Raw genomic sequence first — 14,636 nt, 5'->3', positions numbered from 1 at the left:
ATGGCCTTTTCGACCCAGGACAGCGACGAAGTCCTCAGTGAAATCAACGTCACGCCACTGGTCGACGTCATGCTGGTGCTGCTGGTGGTGTTCATCGTCACCGCGCCGCTGCTGACCAATGCCATCCCCATCAACCTGCCCAAGACCGAGGCCGTGGCCCCGGTGGAGCAGAAGGACCCGTTGGTGGTGAGCATCGATGGCGACGGCAAGCTGTTCATCAACAAGGATGAGATCCAGCCCGACTTGCTGGAAACCAACCTCAAGGCGGCCAAGGAAAAGGACGCCGAGGTACGGGTGCAGCTGCAGGCCGACGATGGGGTGAACTATGGCGAGGTGGCGCGGGCGATGGCGGCCATCGAGCGTGCCGGGATCAGCAAGCTGGCGGTGATTACCGCGCGCTGATCGGCGACAGACTTCAGGCAAGTGACTCTCGCTCGTGCGAGGGGGGCCAAATCTCTTGGCAGGGGTTGGCCCTTTTTTTTGTCTGTGCCGGCCCTTTCGCGGGTGAACCCGCTCCTACAGGTCCCCCGCCTCCTGTAGGAGCGGGTTCACCCGCGAAAGGGCCGGTAAAGACAAAACTTACAGTTATTAATAAATAGCTTCTTATTCCTTTACTGATATAACTCCCGCCCTATACTTGTTGCCAAGCACGCAAACTTCACGGAGGCGTTCCCATGCGCAATGAGTCGATTCGTTACCTGATTGTGCCGGGCTGGCAAGGATCGCCAGACAACCATTGGCAAAGTCACTGGCAGCGCACCCTGCCCAACAGCGCCCGGGTCGAGCAGTACGACTGGCTGACCCCGCAGCGCCGCGACTGGGTGCAAGCGCTCGAGCAGGCGATTGCCGTCGACCGCTCGCCGGTGATCCTGATCGCCCATAGCCTGGGCTGCGTCACCGTCGCCCATTGGGCGGCGCAGGCCAGCCCGACGTTGCTGCGTCGCGTACGTGGCGCCCTGTTGGTGGCCCCGGCGGATGTCGAGCGACCTACCTGCGCGCCGGCCTTGCGCAACTTCGCGCCGATCCCGCAGCAGCCGCTGCCGTTCCCCAGCCAGGTGGTCAGCTCCGACAACGACCCGGCGGTAAGCGTGCCACGGGCGCTGCACCTGGCCCAGGCCTGGGGTGCCGAGGCAGGGTTGCTGACCAATGCCGGGCACATCAACGTCAAGTCCGGGCACGAGCGCTGGGAGCAGGGCTTCGCCTACCTCTACCGCCTGCAAAGCCGGGTCGAGCAGCGGGCGCTGCGCCGCGCCTGATCGGCCCTACCGTTCACCGTTTGCCTGACACCCGGCCCCGCAAGGCCTGGGGTGGGAGTTTCTCATGACGTTTCAAAACCCGTTCGGCCAGCCGCTGCTGACCTTCCCCGAAGTGGACAAGAGCCCGCTGAGCGTCCGTGCCAAGGCGCTGGTGTTCATCGACCCGCGCTCCCAGCAGTTGCGCCAGGCCCTCGAACGCCTGGCGCCGCAATCGCTACCGGTACTGGTGCGCGGCGAGACCGGTACCGGCAAGGAATTGCTGGCGCGACAGATCCACCGGGCCAGCGACCGGGGCGGGTTGTTCGTGTCGGTCAACTGCGCCGCCATCAGCCCCACCTACGCCGACGCCGAACTGTTCGGCTACACCGCAGGCGCCCACGGCGGCACGGCCAGCAGCCGGGCCGGCTGGTTCGGCTCGGCCAACGGCGGCACGTTGTACCTGGACGAAATCGCCGACCTGCCGCTGGCCATCCAGGGCAAGCTGCTGGCCGCGCTGGAAAACCGCGAGGTGACCCGTGTCGGGGCGCACCAGCCGCAGCCGGTGGACGTGCGCCTGGTGGCCGCGACCAGCATCGACCTGGCGCGCGTGGTCCGCGCCGGGCGTTTCAACGAGCGTCTGTACCTGTATCTGCGCGAAGGCGCGTTGGAGCTGCCGCCGCTTCGCGAGCGTCCGGGAGATATCCTGGCATTGGCCGAATACTTCGTGGGGATCTACAGCGCGCGCCTGCAGCGCGATGTGCCCTTGATCAGCGAGGCAGCCCAGCACGCGTTGGAGGCTCATGCCTGGCCGGGCAACACCCGGGAGTTGGAAAACGTCATTCACTTCGCCTTGCTGGTCAGCGAAGGCGAAGAGATCCTCCCGGAAGACCTCGACCTGCCCAATGCCGCGAGCTAGACGGGCGCGTAGCGGCTCATAAGCAAAAGTCATGATGGCAAGTTGTTTCTGTTATAAAAACCAAATAAAAAGATATTGTTGAGGAATAAAAAATCTCGGTATCGTCCGCCTCACGCCCGTAGGCCTGGCCGCGGGCACCCAGATATCGCCATCGAAGATGGCTCCCGCTCAAGTAAGGAACACCATGAAGAAGACCCTGCTGACCACGGCCCTGGCCGCCGCCCTGTCGTTCGCTGGCCTGGCCAATGCCGCCGAGAAACTGGTGGTCGCCGCCACCCCGGTGCCACACGCCGAAATCCTCGAATTGATCAAGCCGACCCTGGCCAAGGAAGGTGTGGACCTGGAAATCAAGGTCTTCACCGACTACGTGCAACCCAACGTGCAAGTCGACCAGAAACGCCTGGACGCCAACTACTTCCAGACCCTGCCTTACCTGCAGAACTTCAACGAAGGCAAGGGCACCCACCTGGAAACCGTGATCGGTGTACACGTCGAGCCGTTCGGTGGTTACTCGAAGAAGGTCAAGAGCCTGGACGAGTTGAAGGAAGGCGCCACCGTCGCCATCCCCAACGAGGGCAGCAACAGCGGTCGTGCCTTGCTGCTGCTGCAGAAGGCTGGGGTGATTACCCTGAAGGATCCGAAGAATGCCCTGGCGACCCCCAAGGACATCGCCGAGAACCCGAAGAAGCTGAAGTTCCGCGAGCTGGAATCGGCCATGCTGCCGCGTGTACTGGACCAGGTCGACCTGGACATGATCAACACCAACTATGCGCTTGAAGCTGGCCTGAACCCGGCCAAGGACGCACTGGTCATCGAAGGCAGCGACTCGCCGTACGTGAACTTCCTGGTTGCCCGCCCGGACAACAAGAACAGCGAAGCCATCCAGAAGCTGGCCAAGGCCCTGACCAGCGCGGAAGTCAAAGCCTTCATCGAGAAGAAATACCAGGGGGCGGTGCTGCCGGCGTTCTGATCGGTTGCAGGCCCTGTCATGAAAACGCCGACGCATTTGCGTCGGCGTTTTCATGTGTGGCGGGTGACAAAACCGCGTTAGCGCGGCCCACCCAGGGCTCGGCGCAACGCCATCAACCACAACAATTGTTCGTTCGGATCATTCAAGCAGGCACTGTTCATCAATTATCGTCCTTGTTGGTTTGATGGCCTTGCAATCACGGCAGGTGAAGCCATTTGAGGCGTGCGGGAGAAGAAAGTTTCAGTGATATCAATATGCAATAAAGGTATTTATTAAAAGTTTTTTATACCTTTAAAGTCTAGCGATCGCGGTCTCCGCCTACGCCAGATCTTCTCATGCCGTTTTTCGCAAAACTTGTGTCGAGGCGACATCCATGACCTTCGACACCGCATTCATGCTCAGCACCCTGCCTGCGTTCTTTCAGGCCGTGGGCGTTACCCTGAAGGTGGGCGCGATCGCCATCGTCACCTCGCTGCTGGTGGCCGTGGCCAATGCCATGATCCTGGTGCTGCGTACGCCTTATCTGTGGCGCCTGGTCAAAGGCTACGTCGAGCTTGCGCGCAACACGCCGTTGCTGATCCAACTGTTCTTCGTCTATTTCGCCTTGCCCGCCCTGGGCGTGAAGGTGTCCGGCTTCACCGCCGCGATCGTCACCATGACCTTCATGGGCGGCGCCTACCTGACCGAGGTGCTGCGTGCCGGCGTCGAGGCGGTACCCCGCGCGCAGCTGGAGTCGGGGCGCTCGATCGGTTTGTCGGAAGGACAGTTGCTGCGCCATGTGATCCTGCCCCAGGCGGGAATCCTCAGCCTGCCGGCGCTGTTCGCCAACTTCATCTTCCTGCTCAAGGAAACCACCGTGGTGTCCGCCGTGGCGGTACCGGAAATCCTCTACACCACCAAGAACTACATCGCCCTGTACTACAAGACCTACGAGATGCTCGCGGTCCTGACGTTGCTCTGCGTGGTGCTGTTCCTGCCGCTTTCGCTGTTGCTGCGTTACCTGGAAAGGAGGCTGCAACATGGCCAGTACGGCGCCTGAACTGTTATGGGTATCGCTGCCGCTGCTGGCCAAGGGCGCGGCGCAGACCTTGGCCATTTCCGCCCTGGGGATTCTCTTCGCCACGCTCGGCGGGGTGCTGTATGGCGTGCTCGCGAGCCTGGGCAACCGCGCACTGGACATCCTCTTGCAGGTCTATCTAGAGCTGTTTCGCGCCATCCCGGTGTTGGTCTGGCTGTACCTGGTGTTCTTCGGCTTGCCGATCTTCTTCGCCATCAGCATCCCCAGCTTCTGGTGCGCGGTGCTGGTGCTGGGGCTGTGGGGCGCCAGCGAGGTCGGCGAGGTGGTACGCGGCGCCTTGCGTTCGTTGCCCCGCGGCCAGCGTGAAGCGGGGCTGTCGATCGGCCTGTCCGGCTGGCAGTTGTATGGCTACGTGCTGCTGCCCCAGGCGCTCAAGCGCATGACCCCACCGACCATCAACATCTACACGCGGATCATCAAGACCAGCTCGCTGGCCGTGTTGATCGGCGTGGTCGAGGTGATCAAGGCCGGCCAGCAGATCATCGAACGCACCTACGAATCGGTGCTGATCTACGGCGTATTGTTCTTGTTCTTCTTCATCGTCTGCTATCCGCTGTCCGCCGCCTCGCGCGTGCTGGAACGCCGCTGGGCCCACTCATGAGCGCATTGATCGAATTCCAGGGTTTCAACAAGTATTTCGGCGAGCATCAGGTGCTCGACCATGTCGACTTGCAGGTGCATTCGGGGGAGGTGGTAGTGATCCTCGGCCCCAGTGGCTGCGGCAAGAGCACCTTGCTGCGCTGCCTGAACGGCCTGGAGCAGGCCCACAGCGGCCACTTGCGCCTCGATGGCGTGGACCTGCTGGCACCCGGCACCGACTGGCGCCAGGTGCGCCAGCGGGTCGGCATGGTGTTTCAGAGCTACCACCTGTTCGGCCACATGAGCGTGATCGACAATCTGCTGCTTGGCCCGCTGAAGGTTCAACGTCGTCAGCGCGCCGAAGCCCAGGCCCAGGCCGAGGCGTTGCTGGCGCGAGTCGGTCTGCTGGACAAGCGCGACGCTTTTCCCAGGCAGCTGTCGGGCGGGCAGCAGCAACGCATCGCCATCGTCCGTTCGCTGTGCATGAACCCCGAGGTGATGCTGTTCGACGAAGTCACCGCCGCCCTCGACCCGGAAATGGTCAAGGAAGTGCTGCAGGTGATCCAGGGTCTGGCCCGCGAAGGCATGACCTTGCTCATCGTTACCCACGAAATGGCCTTCGCCCGCGCGGTGGCCGACCGCATCGTGTTCATGGAGGCCGGCAGGATCCTTGAACAGAGCGACCCCGAGAGCTTTTTCAGCCAACCGCGGACCGCACGCGCGCAGCAGTTCCTGGACAAATTCTCCTTCGTAGAAAGCCTGCCAAAGACACTACACAAGGAACTGTCATGAAAACTGCCAACTTCACCAAGCTGCTGGCGCCGCTGTTCGGCCTGGCCCTGCTGGCCGGCTGCAACAAGGCCGAAGAGCCGAGCAAGCCCACCGCCGCGTCCCCTGCCACCAGCTACCTGGAGACCATCAAGGCGCGCGACAAGCTGATCGTCGGCGTATTCACCGACAAGCCGCCGTTCGGCTTCGTCGATGAGAGTGGCCGCTATGTGGGCTTCGATACCGACATCGCCCGCCGCCTGGCCAAGGATTTGCTCGGCGACGAGAACAAGGTCGAGTTCGTGGCGGTGGAGCCGGCCAGCCGGATTCCCTTCCTGCAAAGCGACAAGGTCGACCTGATCCTGGCCAACATGACCGTGACGCCGGAGCGTAAGGAGGCGGTGGACTTCACCAACCCCAATCTGCGTGTCGCGGTACAGGCCATCGTCGCCGACGCAAGCCCGGTCAAGCAGCTCGATGACCTGGCGGACAAGACCATCATCGTCACCACCGGCACCACGGCCGATATCTGGCTGACCAAGAACCACCCGGACTGGAAGCTGCTCAAGTTCGAGAAGAACAGCGAGTCGCTGCAGGCCCTGGCCAATGGCCGTGGCGATGCCTACGCCCAGGACAACCTGATCCTGTTCAGCTGGGCCAAGCAGAACCCGGGCTACCGCGTGTTGCCGCAGTTCCTTGGCGATGAAGCACCGATCGCGCCTGCGGTGAAGAAGGGCAACACCGAGCTGCGTGACTGGGTGAATGCCGAGCTGGCCAAGCTGGGTGAGGAGAAGTTCCTGCTCAAGCTGTATGACCAGTACGTGCGCAAGGAACTGAGCGATGACACCAAGCCTGAGAGCGTGATCGTCGAAGGGGGCAAGTGGCAGGGTTGATGGGTTGATCTGGAGGGGGCCGCTGAGCGGCCCAATCGCCGGCAAGCCGGCTCCTACTAGCGGTTGCGCGGCAGCCAGTTCAGCAGGAAGTCGTTGATCACCTGCGGGTTCTCCTGGCTCGAGATATGCCCGGCGAATGGAATCTGCGCTGCCAGGCAGCCGATGAGCCGCGCCATCTCGTTGCTCTCTTCGGGCGGGCGGGGAATGTCCTGGTCGCCGCACATCACGATGGTTCGTTCGCTGGGTAGTTCACCCAGTCGCGCCAACAGGTCGGGCCGGCCAAAAATCACCCGGCCCAGCGGGTCGAGGCTTTGCCGGATCACCTCTGCACTGCTCGACTTGAGCGCCGCACGAAACGCCTCGCGCAGCTCCGGCACCGTTTCGCCGCTGGCATGGAAGAAGATCGGCACGATGATATCCAGCAGCGCGTCTGGGAAGCAGCCTGCGGCGCTGGCCGCATCGAGCAAGGCGAAGTACTTGAGCCGGGTGGCTTCTGGTTCGGCGCCCAGGTAGGTATCCATCAACACCAGGCGGTCGACCCGCTGCGGATGATCGATGGCCAGTTCTGCCCCCCACATGCCGCCCACCGACAGCCCGACCAGGTGGCATTGGGCGATGTCCAGGGCATCGAGCAGCGCCAGGTGCTGGCGGGCCAGTGCGCTCATGTCGGTGGTGGTCGTCGGTGGTGCCTCGGAGTCGCCGTGGCCCCAGAGCTCGGGCACGATCACCCGAAAGTGTCGGGACAAGGCGTCGATCTGCGGTTGCCACATCGCCGCCGACCACAGGTAGCTGTGGCCCAGTACCACCGGGAAGCCCTGGCCTTGGTCGACATAGCTCATGCGCGCGCCGTCGATCTCGATGAAGTGTTTTTGCATGGGAAATCCTCGATCTGGAAGGGTTACCGACTGGGAACCAGGCGCAGGGTACTCTCGGCAGGTATCACCGCCATCAGCGCCTTCTGATACTGGCCCTGCACATAGCCTTCGGCCTGGTCGGAATAGTGCTTGTCGAATGGCACGCCACTCTGACCGACCGGGTTGGCGGTCAGTGCCTGGCCGGCGTCGGCGAAGTCGATCAGCCGCCGCGTGGAGGGGCCATAGTTCACCGCCCAGGGGGCGGGCCCGATCTTCGCCGACAGGTTGTTCGGCACCTCATGGCTGCCGGGCGCGGCGAACGGCCCGACGTTGAACAGCAGGTTGAGTGGCTTCTGGCCGCCCAGCGGGTGGTTGTGGGTCAGCGTGTGCGCCTTGCCCCACTGCCAGCTGGCGGGATCGCTGCCAAGGGTGGCGCGCAGGTGCTCCAGGCTCTTGCGCCAGGCCATGCGCACGATGGCGGTGCGATCGGTGCGTTCGCTGGCGCCGCGCAGGTTCCACCAGGGCGACTGTGCATCGGCGGCCAGGCGCGGCAGGGCCGCATCGATGGCGCGGGTGCTGAGCAGCACCGGGAACCAGGTGTCGCCGAGTTCGTCATGCAGGGCCGCGTAGGCGAGTTCGTAGAGGAACTGGTTGAACAGCGTGGCGCTGGTGGAGTCCAGCGGGTAGTCGCCGCGCCAGGCCGCCAGTTGCTCGACCAGCTCCTGTTCTTCGTCGCCCTCGGCGATGCCGCGCAGGGTCGCCAGCAGTGGCGCCAACGTGCGTGGGCCATAGTCGTTGCTGGTGTCCAACTGCAGCGCCTGGCTGTTCTGGGTGTCCCATTTCACCTCGGGGTTGGCCAGTTGCCGGTCCAGTTGGCGGCCACGGTCGGGCAGGTTGTAGTAGCCGGGGATCGGCACCACCGCAGGCGGCTGGTAGTTGGCCGAGACGATGTAGCCGCTGGCGGGATTTTCCTGCTGCGGGTTGACGCTGAAAGGGTAGAAACCGAGCTTGTCGGCTTGCGCGCTGCTGCCGTCGAGGATGAATGTCGGCTCGGCGCCATCCGGGCGAATCGGCAGCTTTGCCGCGGCCCACCAACCGATGTCGCCACGGGCGTTGGCCCATACCAGGTTGAGCCCCGGGGCCTGGACCTTCTCGGCGGCCTCGCGCATCTTCGCCAGGGTGTCGGCGCGGTTGATCTGGTAGAAGCCTTCGAGCACCGGGTTTTCGGTTTCCAGGAACGCCCACCACATGGCGATCGGGGCGCTACCGGAGGTGGCGCCGAGCACCGAGTTGACGATCGGGCCGTGGGGTGAGCGCAGCAGGGTGAGGGTGACGGGCGCCTCGCCCTTGACGGCAATCGTCTGCTCGGTCTTTTCCAGGGTTTGCCATTGGCCGTGCACCAGCACCTGGTCGGGGTTTGCCGGGTTGGTCTTTTCCGCGATCAGGTCGACGTCGTCGTTCTGGAACATGGTCAGGCTCCAGCCGAAGTCGCGGTTGTGGCCGAGCAGGGCGAAGGGGTTGAGCGCCTGGAAGTAGCCGTACAGGTTGAAGTCCGGCGCCGACAGTTCGGCCTCGTACCACACGGCGGGCACAGCGAAGCCGATATGGGGATCGCCCGCGAGCAGGGGCTTGCCGCTGCGGGTACGGCTGCCGGAAACGGCCCAGGCATTGCTGCCTTCGAACGCAGGGATGCCGGCCGCCCCCAAGGCCTCATGACTGACCCGCGCCAGGGCCTCGAGGCTGTGCCAGTCGGCAGCGGCCAGCGGGGTGGCGAGCTGGCCTTGCGGCTGCCAGTCGAGGTCGAAGATCTTCAGGTAGTCGGGGCCGAGCTGGTCACGCACGTAGGTCAGCGCAGGCTCGGTGCGAAAAGCGGCTGCAAAGCTGTAGGCCAGGTAGCCGGCGACGCTCAGGGTGTCTTCGGCTGTGAACGGCCGAGGGGTGATGCCGATCAGGTCGAACTCGACGGGCTTGGGGTGGCTGGCCTGCCAGCTGTTGATACCGTCGAGGTAGGCTTGCAGGGCTTGCCAGGCGGGGCTGTTCGGGTCGTGGCGCTGGACCATGGCTGCGGCGCGTTCGCGAATGCGCAGGCTGCGGAACAGGGTGTCGCTGGGCACCAGCTTGCTTCCCAGCACCTCGGCCAGTTCGCCACGGGCCAGGCGTCGGACGATTTCCATCTGGAACAAACGATCCTGGGCGTGCACGTAGCCGAGGGCGCGATACAGGTCCTGCTGGTTGCGTGCCTGCAGATGCGGTACGCCACGGGCGTCGTAGCGCACGCTGACCGGGGCCTGCAGGCCGGCGATCGCGACCTCGCCCTGGCGTTGCGGCAGCTTGCCGTGCACGTACCAGTAACCGCCGGCGCCAGCGGCCACGGCCACCAGGACGGCGAATAGGGTGAGGCTGCGTTTCATCGAGACTCCTTGTAGACGCGAGCGCAATGCCAGTGCCGGTCTTCGACGGGCCGGCGCACACAGCTTAGCCGCTCCAGGAGCAATAGCAGCCCACGGCCAAGGTGTTTGAGGCATTGACCGGGCGGCCGCCCTGCAGTGCCTTGATGATCGGTTCGACGAAGCTGTTGCTGGCGTTGCACACCGCCCCTTCGCTGTAGGGGCCGAAATAGGCGAGCTTGCCCTGTTGGTCCCAGATCGCCACGGCCGGCGAAGCGGGCAGGTGCTCGCTGCCGGGCAGGCTGGCGATGGCGTGCAGGCGGGCGAGGTTGGCCGGTAGCTGGCCATGGCTGCCGGGTTTTTGCAGCACATGGAAGGTGACGCCCTGGCCTGCGAAATGCTCGATCAGTTCGCCCAGGTGCTGCTGGTTGCCGACGTTGCACGGGCAGGCCGGGTCCCAGAGGTGCACCACGCGAATCGGACCCGGGCCGGCAAGCTCAGGGGGCAGGCGCAGTTGGCTGCCGTCGAACAACGTGGCCTGGCTGGCGAACGGGCGCAGGTAGCGGGCCTGGAAACTGCTGTAGGCCTGCCAGAGCACGGCGGCGCAGAGCACGAGTGCGAGGGCGATACCTAGCTGTCTGGTTCGGATGGACATGGGTGATCCTGGGTTGCCCGAAACGCGATGGAAAGCGGCCAAGCTTGCCACGATGCCGGCCAGAGCTGAATATCGCAGGTCAATACTCGTTGCGTTGTGGATTTGCCTGATGCCCGCTGCTTTTCATCCCGACCTCCTGCGCGCCAGCCTGGCGCCCCTCGCCGAGCGCCAGGCGCTGACCGACCAGGCGCGGGACTACCAGCGCTTCTACGGCCTCGACCTGCCCGCGCAGAGCTGGCTGGGCCGCTTCCGGGCAGCGGGGTTCGATGTGGTGGGGCAGGTATGGCTCCCAGAGCGGGCGAGCGCGACGCTGTTCCTGCTGCACGGCTATTACGACCACATGGGCCTCTACCGGCATGTGATCCGATGGGCGCTGGAGCGAGGCTATGCGGTGATCAGCTGCGATTTGCCAGGTCATGGCCTGTCCAGTGGCGAGCGTGCCAGCATCCGCGACTTCTCGCAGTACCAGCAGGTGCTCGAGGCCTTGTTCGACCAGGCCCGCCTCCTGGACCTACCGCAGCCCTGGCATCTGTGCGGGCAGAGCACCGGCGGCGCCATCGCCGTGGACCATCTGTTGCACAAGGGCGTGCAAAGCCCGATCGATGGCCAGGTCATTCTCCTGGCGCCGCTGGTGCGTCCTCGCGCCTGGAAGTGGTCGAAGTTCAGTTACCGGGTGCTGCGCCACTTCGTCAACGGCATCGAGCGACGCTTCAGCGAGAACACCAACGACCCGGCCTTTTTGCCGTTTCTCGAAGCCGATCCGCTGCAGCCGCGGCGTCTGCCCACGGCGTGGGTCGGCGCGTTGATGGCCTGGGTCAAGCGGATCCACGCCGCGCCGCACAGCACGCGGCGGCCATTGATCGTGCAGGGGGAGGCCGATGGCACGGTGGACTGGCCGTACAACCTGCAGGTGCTCAGGGCCAAGTTCAGCGAGCCGCAGATTCTCATGCTGCCCGAGGCGCGTCATCACCTGGCCAACGAACTGCCAGGCATCCGTCAACGCTACTTCGACTTCCTCGACCAGCGCCTGGGCTGACTTACTTCAGGTCTGCCGCGCTCTGGCCCACTGCCAGGCCGGCGCGAACCGCAGCCACAGCGGCCTGGTAGTAGGCCTTGCCTTCCGGCGACTCGGCGAAGGTGGCGAACTCTTCGAGCTCGGCGTCGGACAGGTCGCGGTAAACGTACAGCAGGGTGTTGTTGAGGTCTTCGCCGATCTGCTGCATCAGGCGCTGGCGCTGGCCGTCGAGCAGGCCCTGGGCCTGGCCGCCACCGAACAGCCCGGGGAGCATCGAACTGAGGCTGTCGGCGGCCACGCCGGCAATGGCCAGGCTGACCTCGGCACCGGCCTCGCGCGCGGGCAGGGCCTGGGCCAGGTGACCGATGATCAGCAGGCGGTTGTCGCTGGCCTCGATCTTGGGCAGGCCCTTGGCGTTCTTGGCCAGTTGGTCCTTGCGCGTGGCCAACAGCTCGGCGGCGACGATCTTGCGACCCAGCGGCGACTGGAAGAAGGCCAGGGCGGGTGAAGGGTTGGGCAGGGTGGCGCGCAGCTGTGCCTGGGCACGGCGGTCCATGGCCTGGGCCTGGAAACGTTGGTTGCTGTTGTTGACCAGGGCCTGGTAGACGGCCGGTGGCAAGCTGTTGCGATAGCGCTGCTGGGCCGCGCTCAGCGCATCGCTGAAGTGGGCGCGCTGGTCGGGCCAGCCGGCGGCCTTGTACAGCTGATCGAGGCTATCTGCCCAGACAGGCATGGTGCAGATCATCAGCAGAAGCAGGGAAAACAGACGGCGCATTCAGGACTCCTGTCGGCAGGAGGCTATTGTCCTTGGCTCGGCGCCGGTTTGTCGAGATACCGCAACGCTTCTCGGCCAAGTGGCGCTGTGCGAGTGCAGGGCGAATGGATATGATGCGCGCCATGCACACCTCCCTCGAACACCCGATGCTATCGGCCGTCGTCGATGACCTGGCCACCCGTGGCTGGTCTCAGCAGGCCCTATTCTTGCCTGCTGCGCTGGCGCGCGCGCTGGCGGCCGAATGCCGCCGTCGCCATGCCGAGGGTGAGCTCAACCCCGCCGGGGTGGGGCGCGGTGCGGCCCAGGAGGTGCGCGAGGCGATTCGCGGCGACCAGATTCAGTGGATCGACCCGGGTCAGGCCGAAGCCTGCGACCAGTATCTGGCGGCCATGGATGAGTTGCGCCAGGCCATCAACCAGGGGCTGTTCCTGGGCCTGGAGGACTTCGAGTGTCATTTTGCCCTGTATCCGCCCGGGGCGTTCTACCGGCGTCATCTGGACCGTTTTCGCGACGATGACCGGCGCATGGTCTCGGCGGTGTTCTACCTCAACGAAGACTGGCAGCCCGAAGATGGCGGCCAGTTGCGCATGTTTCTGGCAGGAGACGTGGCCCACGACGTGGAGCCACAGGCCGGCTCCCTGGCGGTGTTCCTGTCCGGCGAGATTCCCCACGAGGTGCTGCCCGCCGGGCGCGAGCGTCTGTCATTGACCGGTTGGTTCCGACGCCGTGGCAACGACCCGTTCTGAATTGCCCAAGGTGCTGGTCAGCGCCTGCCTGCTGGGCCAGCCGGTGCGCTATGACGGGCGCAGCAGCGGGCACCCCGATCTGTTGCAGCGCTGGCAGGCCGAAGGCCGGGTGGTGCCGCTGTGCCCCGAAGTGGCCGGCGGCTTGCCGACGCCGCGCCCGCCTGCGGAGATTCCCGGCGGGCAGGGCGGTGAGGTGCTCGATGGCGCAGCGGTGGTGGTGACGGTGACCGGTGACGATGTCAGCGCCGCGTTCGTTGCCGGGGCCGGGCAGGCCCTGGCGCTGGTGCGCAAGCATGGGATTCGGGTGGCGGTGCTGAAGGCGGGTAGCCCTTCGTGTGGCAACCGGTTGACCTATGACGGCACGTTCAGCGGTGTGAAGGTGCCGGGGGAGGGGGTGACCACCGCGTTGCTGCGGCGCGAGGGGGTGCTGGTGTTCGGCGAGTTGGAGCTTGAGCAGGCGCAGGTGGCGCTGGCTGGCCTTACGGAGTAGGTCTGCGGCGGCCTCTTCGCGGGACAAGCCCGCTCCCACAGGTTCAGTGCGGTACCTGTGGGAGCGGGCTTGTCCCGCGAAGAGGCCGCCACAGACCTACTCCGAACTTACTGCCCAGCCGCCGACTGCTGCGCACCCTTCAACCACTTCTGCTCCAACGCCGCCATGCGTCCGTCGTCCTTGATCCGCTGCAGGGCATTGTTGACCGCGCTTTCGAACGCCGGGTTGTCCTTCTGGAACGGAATCACCAGTTGCTGGCTGCTGTAGGGCTGGCTCACATCCAACTGCTCGCCCTGATTGCTCTTGGCCTGGTTCAGGCTGATGTCGTACTTGCCGTTCTCGACGCCGGTCATCGCTTCGTCGGCAGGCGCCTCGATGAATTCGGCGCGCAGGTCCAGTTCCTTGGCCAGGGCCTGGCCAACCTCTATCTCGAAACCGGTCAGGCGGTCGTTTTCCTTGAAGGCATACGGCGCGTTGTCTCCCTGCACGGCGATGCGCAGTTCCCCCCGGTCGGCGATTTCATCTATCAGCTCGGCGTGCGCCAGCGGCGTGATCAGTGCTGCCAGCAGTAGGCCTATGGTCGAGCGCATGAATGCCCCTTTTTCTTCTGTATATGAATAACTTTCGCCACGACTTTGTTCCTCGTCGCGGTCGAGCGCAGCCTATGACTGTGAAGCCTGGGCGATGTTTAACCCTAACTGAAATATTTCTCTTTGTGGGCTATGGTGAACTACCGCCGTCGTTGTCCATGGGCTGCGGTCAATGAATGAATCACAGGAGAAGTGAATGAACAGCCTATTTTCGCGTGCTGCCGTTGCCGGTCTGCTAATGGGGGCCTCGGTAGTTGCCAGCGCTGCGGACGCCCTGAAAAGCCAGGAGCCGCCCAAGGATGCCAAGGTCGTCATCGTTTCCCCCTCCGATGGCGCCACGGTCGACAAGACCTTCACCGTCAAGTTCGGCATCGAGGGCATGCAGCTCAAGCCAGCGGGTGACCAGACCCCGCACACGGGCCATCACCACCTGCTGGTGGATGTGGACGAGGAGCCGGTAGCCGACATGCCGCTGCCCTCCAGCCTCATGCCAGAGAGCGGCACCGCGCTGCCGGCTGGCCCGCAAGTGCTGCACTTCGGCAAGGCGCAGACCGAGACCACGATCACCCTCACGCCAGGCAAGCACACCCTGCAACTGATGCTGGGCGATCAATACCACGTGCCGTTCAAGCCGAGCGTCGAATCGAAGAAGATCACCGTCGAGGTGAAATAGCCCCACGCGGCG

17 protein-coding genes are annotated in these 14,636 nt (G+C 64.5%); 12 read left to right on the top strand and 5 right to left on the bottom strand.

Going from position 1 to position 14,636, the window contains the following annotated elements; all coding sequences use genetic code 11:
- The 8 genes from E6B08_RS28910 (at window position 1) to E6B08_RS28875 (ending at window position 6,439) form a co-directional block, all read left to right on the top strand.
- The gene (locus tag E6B08_RS28910) at window positions 1-402 is read left to right on the top strand and encodes an ExbD/TolR family protein (RefSeq protein WP_136917096.1); all 402 of its coding nucleotides are present in this window, start codon (window positions 1-3) and stop codon (window positions 400-402) included.
- A gap of 272 nt (window positions 403-674) precedes the next feature.
- Window positions 675-1,256 (top strand): alpha/beta hydrolase, encoded by a 582-nt coding sequence (locus tag E6B08_RS28905; protein ID WP_136917095.1) that lies wholly within the window; start codon window positions 675-677, stop codon window positions 1,254-1,256.
- A gap of 64 nt (window positions 1,257-1,320) precedes the next feature.
- On the top strand, window positions 1,321-2,151 hold the full coding sequence (locus tag E6B08_RS28900; protein ID WP_136917094.1) for a sigma 54-interacting transcriptional regulator: 831 nt from the start codon (window positions 1,321-1,323) through the stop codon (window positions 2,149-2,151).
- 184 nt (window positions 2,152-2,335) lie between these two features.
- Window positions 2,336-3,121, top strand: a complete 786-nt coding sequence (locus tag E6B08_RS28895; protein WP_136917093.1) for a MetQ/NlpA family ABC transporter substrate-binding protein — start codon at window positions 2,336-2,338, stop codon at window positions 3,119-3,121.
- A 373-nt stretch (window positions 3,122-3,494) separates the two neighbouring features.
- Window positions 3,495-4,160, top strand: coding sequence for an amino acid ABC transporter permease (locus E6B08_RS28890; RefSeq protein ID WP_136917092.1), 666 nt, complete (start codon window positions 3,495-3,497; stop codon window positions 4,158-4,160).
- Complete coding sequence (locus E6B08_RS28885; RefSeq protein ID WP_136917091.1) at window positions 4,141-4,800, top strand: amino acid ABC transporter permease; 660 nt, start codon at window positions 4,141-4,143, stop codon at window positions 4,798-4,800. Before E6B08_RS28890 ends, E6B08_RS28885 begins: the two co-directional genes overlap by 20 nt.
- Window positions 4,797-5,570: an amino acid ABC transporter ATP-binding protein gene (locus E6B08_RS28880; protein WP_136917090.1), complete on the top strand. Its 774-nt coding sequence runs from the start codon at window positions 4,797-4,799 to the stop codon at window positions 5,568-5,570. The genes E6B08_RS28885 and E6B08_RS28880 overlap by 4 nt, the downstream gene beginning before the upstream one ends.
- Window positions 5,567-6,439, top strand: coding sequence for a transporter substrate-binding domain-containing protein (locus E6B08_RS28875; RefSeq protein ID WP_136917089.1), 873 nt, complete (start codon window positions 5,567-5,569; stop codon window positions 6,437-6,439). Before E6B08_RS28880 ends, E6B08_RS28875 begins: the two co-directional genes overlap by 4 nt.
- Window positions 6,440-6,495: 56 nt before the next feature.
- On the opposite strand, the gene E6B08_RS28870 is transcribed toward E6B08_RS28875, so the two are convergent.
- The 3 genes from E6B08_RS28870 to E6B08_RS28860 form a co-directional block, all read right to left on the bottom strand.
- Entirely contained in the window at window positions 6,496-7,314 is an 819-nt protein-coding gene (locus E6B08_RS28870) for an alpha/beta fold hydrolase (RefSeq protein WP_136917088.1), read from the bottom strand.
- A gap of 23 nt (window positions 7,315-7,337) precedes the next feature.
- A complete protein-coding gene (locus E6B08_RS28865) occupies window positions 7,338-9,704 on the bottom strand; it encodes a penicillin acylase family protein (protein WP_136917087.1) in 2,367 nt (788 codons plus the stop codon).
- 64 nt (window positions 9,705-9,768) lie between these two features.
- Complete coding sequence (locus tag E6B08_RS28860) at window positions 9,769-10,335, bottom strand: DUF6436 domain-containing protein (RefSeq protein WP_136917086.1); 567 nt, start codon at window positions 10,333-10,335, stop codon at window positions 9,769-9,771.
- A gap of 109 nt (window positions 10,336-10,444) precedes the next feature.
- Between E6B08_RS28860 and E6B08_RS28855 the strand changes: the two genes are divergently transcribed.
- Window positions 10,445-11,371: an alpha/beta hydrolase gene (locus tag E6B08_RS28855; RefSeq protein ID WP_136917085.1), complete on the top strand. Its 927-nt coding sequence runs from the start codon at window positions 10,445-10,447 to the stop codon at window positions 11,369-11,371.
- Window position 11,372: 1 nt separating this feature from the next.
- On the opposite strand, the gene E6B08_RS28850 is transcribed toward E6B08_RS28855, so the two are convergent.
- Window positions 11,373-12,125, bottom strand: a complete 753-nt coding sequence (locus E6B08_RS28850) for a DUF2059 domain-containing protein (RefSeq protein WP_136917084.1) — start codon at window positions 12,123-12,125, stop codon at window positions 11,373-11,375.
- 110 nt (window positions 12,126-12,235) lie between these two features.
- Here E6B08_RS28850 and E6B08_RS28845 point away from each other — a divergent pair, with 110 nt between their 5' ends.
- Together E6B08_RS28845 and E6B08_RS28840 are read left to right on the top strand one after the other, a co-directional pair.
- Window positions 12,236-12,871 carry a 2OG-Fe(II) oxygenase gene (locus tag E6B08_RS28845; protein WP_136917508.1) on the top strand — a complete coding sequence of 212 codons (636 nt, stop codon included), beginning with the start codon at window positions 12,236-12,238 and terminating at the stop codon, window positions 12,869-12,871.
- Window positions 12,852-13,361, top strand: a complete 510-nt coding sequence (locus tag E6B08_RS28840; protein WP_136917083.1) for a DUF523 domain-containing protein — start codon at window positions 12,852-12,854, stop codon at window positions 13,359-13,361. The genes E6B08_RS28845 and E6B08_RS28840 overlap by 20 nt, the downstream gene beginning before the upstream one ends.
- Before the next feature lie 107 nt (window positions 13,362-13,468).
- Here the strand turns inward: E6B08_RS28840 and E6B08_RS28835 are convergent, their stop codons facing one another.
- Window positions 13,469-13,951, bottom strand: coding sequence for a transporter substrate-binding domain-containing protein (locus E6B08_RS28835; RefSeq protein WP_136917082.1), 483 nt, complete (start codon window positions 13,949-13,951; stop codon window positions 13,469-13,471).
- Window positions 13,952-14,147: 196 nt separating this feature from the next.
- On the opposite strand from E6B08_RS28835, the gene E6B08_RS28830 reads away from it, so the two are divergent.
- Entirely contained in the window at window positions 14,148-14,624 is a 477-nt protein-coding gene (locus tag E6B08_RS28830; protein WP_136917081.1) for a DUF4399 domain-containing protein, read from the top strand.
- Window positions 14,625-14,636 lie beyond the last annotated feature (12 nt).

The sequence above is a fragment of the Pseudomonas putida genome, from assembly GCF_005080685.1.
Classification (GTDB): Bacteria; Pseudomonadota; Gammaproteobacteria; order Pseudomonadales; family Pseudomonadaceae; genus Aquipseudomonas; species Aquipseudomonas putida_V.
This window is presented reverse-complemented; position numbering and strand designations above follow the sequence as displayed.

Excerpts from the sequence above, each read along its gene's own strand:
- E6B08_RS28835 (WP_136917082.1), bottom strand. The coding sequence starts at position 13,951 with ATGCGCTCGACCATAGGCCTACTGCTGGCAGCACTGATCACGCCGCTG.
- E6B08_RS28850 (WP_136917084.1), bottom strand. The coding sequence starts at position 12,125 with ATGCGCCGTCTGTTTTCCCTGCTTCTGCTGATGATCTGCACCATGCCT.
- E6B08_RS28870 (WP_136917088.1), bottom strand. The coding sequence starts at position 7,314 with ATGCAAAAACACTTCATCGAGATCGACGGCGCGCGCATGAGCTATGTC.
- E6B08_RS28880 (WP_136917090.1), top strand. The coding sequence starts at position 4,797 with ATGAGCGCATTGATCGAATTCCAGGGTTTCAACAAGTATTTCGGCGAG.
- E6B08_RS28855 (WP_136917085.1), top strand. The coding sequence starts at position 10,445 with ATGCCCGCTGCTTTTCATCCCGACCTCCTGCGCGCCAGCCTGGCGCCC.
- E6B08_RS28890 (WP_136917092.1), top strand. The coding sequence starts at position 3,495 with ATGACCTTCGACACCGCATTCATGCTCAGCACCCTGCCTGCGTTCTTT.
- E6B08_RS28830 (WP_136917081.1), top strand. The coding sequence starts at position 14,148 with ATGAACAGCCTATTTTCGCGTGCTGCCGTTGCCGGTCTGCTAATGGGG.
- E6B08_RS28905 (WP_136917095.1), top strand. The coding sequence starts at position 675 with ATGCGCAATGAGTCGATTCGTTACCTGATTGTGCCGGGCTGGCAAGGA.
- E6B08_RS28845 (WP_136917508.1), top strand. The coding sequence starts at position 12,236 with ATGATGCGCGCCATGCACACCTCCCTCGAACACCCGATGCTATCGGCC.
- E6B08_RS28875 (WP_136917089.1), top strand. The coding sequence starts at position 5,567 with ATGAAAACTGCCAACTTCACCAAGCTGCTGGCGCCGCTGTTCGGCCTG.
- E6B08_RS28860 (WP_136917086.1), bottom strand. The coding sequence starts at position 10,335 with ATGTCCATCCGAACCAGACAGCTAGGTATCGCCCTCGCACTCGTGCTC.
- E6B08_RS28895 (WP_136917093.1), top strand. The coding sequence starts at position 2,336 with ATGAAGAAGACCCTGCTGACCACGGCCCTGGCCGCCGCCCTGTCGTTC.
- E6B08_RS28910 (WP_136917096.1), top strand. The coding sequence starts at position 1 with ATGGCCTTTTCGACCCAGGACAGCGACGAAGTCCTCAGTGAAATCAAC.
- E6B08_RS28885 (WP_136917091.1), top strand. The coding sequence starts at position 4,141 with ATGGCCAGTACGGCGCCTGAACTGTTATGGGTATCGCTGCCGCTGCTG.
- E6B08_RS28900 (WP_136917094.1), top strand. The coding sequence starts at position 1,321 with ATGACGTTTCAAAACCCGTTCGGCCAGCCGCTGCTGACCTTCCCCGAA.
- E6B08_RS28865 (WP_136917087.1), bottom strand. The coding sequence starts at position 9,704 with ATGAAACGCAGCCTCACCCTATTCGCCGTCCTGGTGGCCGTGGCCGCT.